The organism is Candidatus Angelobacter sp. (assembly GCA_035607015.1).
In the GTDB taxonomy this organism is placed as follows: domain Bacteria; phylum Verrucomicrobiota; class Verrucomicrobiia; order Limisphaerales; family AV2; genus AV2.
Genome location: DATNDF010000032.1, coordinates 1 through 4,932, shown reverse-complemented (window position 1 = coordinate 4,932; position 4,932 = coordinate 1). Strand labels below are relative to the sequence as shown.

Below are 4,932 nucleotides of genomic sequence, written 5' to 3'. Positions count from 1 at the left end.
CCGCACGGTTGGAACGAGTGTGTGAAGTGCTGCGCGGCGAAGTCGGCGACAAATGAACTATACGAACTGCGAATCAAAAATGACGGACGTGCATTTCTCAAAGACGCCGTCTTCACACGACCCGGACTGCCCGAGTGTCTTTCGGCGCGGCCCCGGATTACTGCCCTCTCCGGCGAAGCGGCGCATGATTCAAACGGCGCGTTTCGCGGCGCGGCGCGACAACCGGTAGAATCGAGCATGCTGTTCTATTTCAGCCAATTCTTGCAGCAACAGGCCGCCGGCACCGCGTGGGCCGAGTTCGTCTCGCCGTTGCGTGTGTTTCGTTACGTCACGTTTCGAAGCGCGGGTGCCGCGATCACGGCATTACTGTTGAGCCTCTGGCTTGGGCCGAAGGTGATAGCCTGGTTAAAGCAACTCAAGTTCGGACAGCATTACAGCGACAAGGCGGAGGAGGGCGGCGGGCTTGCCATGCGCGTGCTGAGCAAGAGGGGAACACCGACGATGGGTGGCATCCTGATCGTTCTGGTGCTGGACCTGGCGGTGTTGCTGTGGGCGCAATTGAACGCGCTGATACTGCTGACGCTGCTCTCGTTGATTGTGCTGGCTGGTCTGGGCTTCTACGACGATTACATGAAAATCACTCAACAGAACAGCCGGGGTACCAGGTCACGCGTCAAACTCTGGGTGCAGTTCGCCCTGGCATTGTTCATCGGGGTTTACCTCTGGCTGTTGCCGGAAACGAAGACGCTGATCACCGAGGTGATGGTGCCATTCGTCAAACAATCCGTTCTGACGAGCGCGGGGCCGGTCGGTCTTGTGCTGACCGTCCTGACCATCATGGGCAGCTCAAACGCTGTCAATCTGACGGACGGGCTCGACGGCCTGGCCGTCGGCTGCACGCTGATCGTGGCTTCCGTGTTTCTGGTTTTCACCTATGTTGCCGGTAATTTCAGGTTCGCCGAGTATCTACAGATCCCCTTCGTTCCCGGAGCCAGCGAACTGACGGTGTTTTGCGCGGCGATGATCGGCGCCGGACTCGGGTTTCTCTGGTTCAACTGTCATCCAGCGCAGGTGTTCATGGGCGATACCGGGTCGCTCGCCCTGGGTGGTGTTTTGGGCATCATTGCGGTGTTGATTCATCAGCCGCTGGTGCTGGTCATCGCGGGCGGGGTGTTCGTGGCGGAGGCCGCTTCGGTGATGCTGCAGACGGCGTGGTTCAAATACACGCGGCGCCGGACGGGAGTGGGTCAACGGATTTTTTTAATGGCGCCGTTGCACCATCACTTTGAAAAGAAGGGCTGGTATGAATCGCAGGTCGTGATTCGTTTTTACATTTTGTGTTTCTTATGTGCGGTGGTTGCACTCAGCACACTGAAGTTGCGTTAGACATGCACGAACTGGCGGACAAAAAGGTATTGGTCATCGGGATCGGCGCGAGCGGGCGCGCGGCGGGCGGCCTGTTGCGCGCGCACGGGGTGAAAGTGCTGGCGATTGACAGCGCTGATTCGCCGCAGCTTCGCAAAGACGCCGCAGCGTTGCGCTCGGCGGGGGTCGAAGTGCGGCTGGGAGTGAAGGAATCGCCTGCCGACCCTCTGGACCTCGCGGTCATCAGTCCCGGTGTGCCCGTGCAGTGCGCGGTCGTGCAAGGTCTCGTTCGCCGGAACGTACCGCTCATCAGCGAGCTCGAACTGGGTTTCCGGGCGTCACGGTGCCTGAACATCGCCATCACGGGAACGAACGGAAAAACAACCACGACCGAGCTGGTGGATCGAATCCTCAAACAGGCGCACCGCCACACGATTGCCGCCGGTAACATCGGTCTGCCTTTGTGCGCCGTGGCGGATCGGACCAAAGACCTGGATTTTCTCACGCTTGAGGTAAGCTCGTTTCAATTGGAAACGATTCAATTTTTCCGGCCTGCGGTGGCGGTGCTCCTGAACATCACGCCGGATCACCTCGACCGTTATCCCGGCATGACCGAATACGCACGCGCCAAGGCCCGCCTCTTTGCAAACCAGCAGGCGTTCGATTGGGCGATCGTGCAGAGCGAGGCGCTGGCGCAGTTGCGGTCTTTGAAAGTGGAAATCCCATCGAAGATCATCACCTTCAGCGCGAACAATCGCCGCGCGGACATCCACCTCGACCGCGGTCTGCTGGTCAGTCGGTTGCCCGACTGGACCGGTCCCCTCCTCGACATGGACAAGTGCAGGTTGCGCGGGCCGCACAACGCCGAGAACCTGATGGCCGCGCTTGGAGTCGGGCGTGTATTGCGAATTCCGCTGGAGGAGATCACCGCGGCGTTGATGACCTACGAACCCGGGCCGCATCGTTGCGAACTCGTCGCAGAAATCAACGGGGTCCGCTTCGTCAACGATTCGAAAGCGACCAATCTGGACGCGGTGCATAAGGCGCTGCTGGCCATGCCGGCCGCGAGGGCGGGTGAGCCAAATGTACTGTTGATCGCCGGCGGCCAGGACAAAGGCTTTGAATTTCACGATGTCGGGCCGCTGCTCTCGCAGCGCGTAAAGCGCGCCTATCTGCTGGGCGAAACCCGTGAGAAAATCCGCGCGGCGTGGAGCCTTTTTACTCCTTGCACGGTGGTAAGTTCATTGTTAGAAGCAGTCCAGAAGTCTGCTGCGGATGCTGTTCCTGGCGATGTCGTGTTGCTTTCACCAGCCTGCTCCAGCTTTGACATGTTTCAGAATTACCAGCACCGGGGTGAAGTGTTTCGCCAGGCGGTCGGGCAGTGGAAGCAGACCACCGGTCGTGGCACTGGCGGGGGAAACACCAGCGCTGGCGGTGGAGAAACCGAACCTGTGAAACCAGTGCGCCAGTTAATTTGAAATAAATGATTTGCTCCGACGTTTTTTGAGGGAAAACGCCGGCGCGAAAACTGAAAATGCAACCAACGCCTCAAGCGAAACAACGCCGCTAAAAGCGCCACCAATAATTATGAACAATCCGAGTCCGCTCATTCCACAAGGCTCGCTCCTTGAGCAAAAAGCCAAAAGCAGGCCCCATCTCCGCGTCGCTTATATCATCGTGGCAATCCATCTGGTCTTTTTGGGCGGCCTGCTCATTCAAGGCTGCAAGAAGGAGGACGTCACCGCCAAAAATAACCTGTCCACCAACGATTCGACGCTGCCACCCCTGGACCAGACCAATCTTTACCCGACCAACGCGGGCGCACTTTCGACGAACCCGCCGTTACAGGAATTGACTCAACCGGGGCTTCAACCGGCGACCAACATTACCGCGCCAATTCCCGCATTGCCGGCGCCGGAGGCGACCGCCGCAGGCGCCTCGCGCGAGTACATCGTGCTGAAAGGCGATTCGTTTTACACGATCGGTAAAAAATTCGGCGTGTCGGCCAGCGCCATCGGGAAGGCTAATCCCGGAGTGGACTCGACCCGGCTGCAGGTGGGTCAAAAACTGGTGGTTCCAGCCCCGGCAGCATCCGTGGCGGCTGCAACCTCGGCGGGCAACGGCATGGATAACGTGTACGTGGTAAAGACCGGCGATACGTTGCTTAAGATCGCCAAGGCCAACGCCACGACCGTCAACGAGATCAAGGCGCTCAACGGGCTGAAGACCGACCGCATCAAGGTGGGTGACAAACTGAAAGTGCCTGCGGCGAAGAGTACGCCCACCGCACCGGCGACGCCGACGGCACCTCCGCCGGGAGGGACCGGGAACCTGTAATAAGAACGGGGCGGCCGCGCGTCCTCAGGCGCGGTTCGCTCCACAAATGACAATCGAGCGCAGGAACGTGCGCGAATGACATTTTGACGATGAAATACGCCACCACCATCCTGGTGTTTTGCGTCGCGGCGCTGCTGTCATTGGGATTGGTGATGCTCTATAGCTCGAGCATGAGCCCGACGGTGCCGGGCTCGCCCACGACGCAGGTCGTCTGGTGCGGCCTGGGTCTGATTGCGGCGGGAATTGTGGCGTGCATTGACTACCGTCATCTCAAAAAAGTTTCTGTGCCGCTGTTCCTTGCGGCGGTTGCCTTGCTTGTCGTGGTGTTGATCCCCAGCAGTGTCAGTGTCAAGGCGGGTGGCGCCCGTCGTTGGCTGAGCATTGCGCATCAGAGTTTTCAACCGTCTGAATTCGCCAAGCTTGGCCTGGTCGTTCTGCTGGCCCATTACGCGGAGCGTTATCAACGGTTCATGCCCTCGTTCGGACGCGGTCTGGTGATTCCCGGAATTTTTGTCACTCTCGTTCTCGGCCTGATTTTCCTCGAGCCTGACTGGGGGACCACGTTATTGCTGGCCACCGTGAGCGGGATCATGCTGTTGGTGGCGGGAGTTCGTTGGCGATGCTTCCTGCCACCTCTTCTTGCAGGGGTGATTATTTTTGCCGTTTTTCTGTTGAACAACGCGACCCGGCTGAACCGCGTGGCGAGCTGGCTGAATCCAGAAGCAACGAAGGAGGGCGTCGGTTACCAGGCCTGGATGGCGACGCTGGCTCTCGGTTCCGGCGGGTGGACCGGCCTTGGATTGGGCAACGGCCGCCAGAAATTCGGTTATCTGCCCGAGCACCAGACCGATTTCATCTTCGCCAATGTCGGAGAGGAACTCGGCCTGGTCGCCACACTCGGCGTCGTCGTCGCGTTTGTGGTCCTGCTGTTTTGCGGCATTTATATCGCCTGGCACTCGCGCGACATCTTCGGGACCCTGCTGGCGACCGGTTTGACTTTCCTGATCAGCCTTCAGGCGTTCATCAACATCGGTGTTGTCACCAGTGCGCTGCCGAACAAGGGCCTGCCACTGCCGTTCATCAGCCGCGGCGGGTCGAATCTCTTTCTGATGCTGGTCTGTGTCGGACTGCTGCTGAGCGTTGCACGTCGCGCCGCCGACAGTCGCAGTGCCGCCCGCAAATCCGGCGACGTCGAAGAAACGGCAATTCCACAAACCGCTTAATGCAGTC

General features: G+C 59.4%; 4 protein-coding genes. All 4 read left to right on the top strand.

The window, feature by feature from the left end:
• Nucleotides 1-1,386 (top strand): phospho-N-acetylmuramoyl-pentapeptide-transferase (mraY, locus tag VN887_01310; protein ID HXT38639.1); only part of this gene is annotated, 1,386 nt, incomplete at its 5' end.
• A 2-nt stretch (nt 1,387-1,388) separates the two neighbouring features.
• Nucleotides 1,389-2,843 (top strand): UDP-N-acetylmuramoyl-L-alanine--D-glutamate ligase, encoded by a 1,455-nt coding sequence (murD, locus tag VN887_01305; GenBank protein ID HXT38638.1) that lies wholly within the window; start codon nt 1,389-1,391, stop codon nt 2,841-2,843.
• A 109-nt stretch (nt 2,844-2,952) separates the two neighbouring features.
• Nucleotides 2,953-3,702: a LysM peptidoglycan-binding domain-containing protein gene (locus tag VN887_01300; protein HXT38637.1), complete on the top strand. Its 750-nt coding sequence runs from the start codon at nt 2,953-2,955 to the stop codon at nt 3,700-3,702.
• Between the two features lie 89 nt (nt 3,703-3,791).
• Nucleotides 3,792-4,925, top strand: coding sequence for a putative lipid II flippase FtsW (ftsW, locus tag VN887_01295; GenBank protein HXT38636.1), 1,134 nt, complete (start codon nt 3,792-3,794; stop codon nt 4,923-4,925).
• Nucleotides 4,926-4,932: the final 7 nt, after the last annotated feature.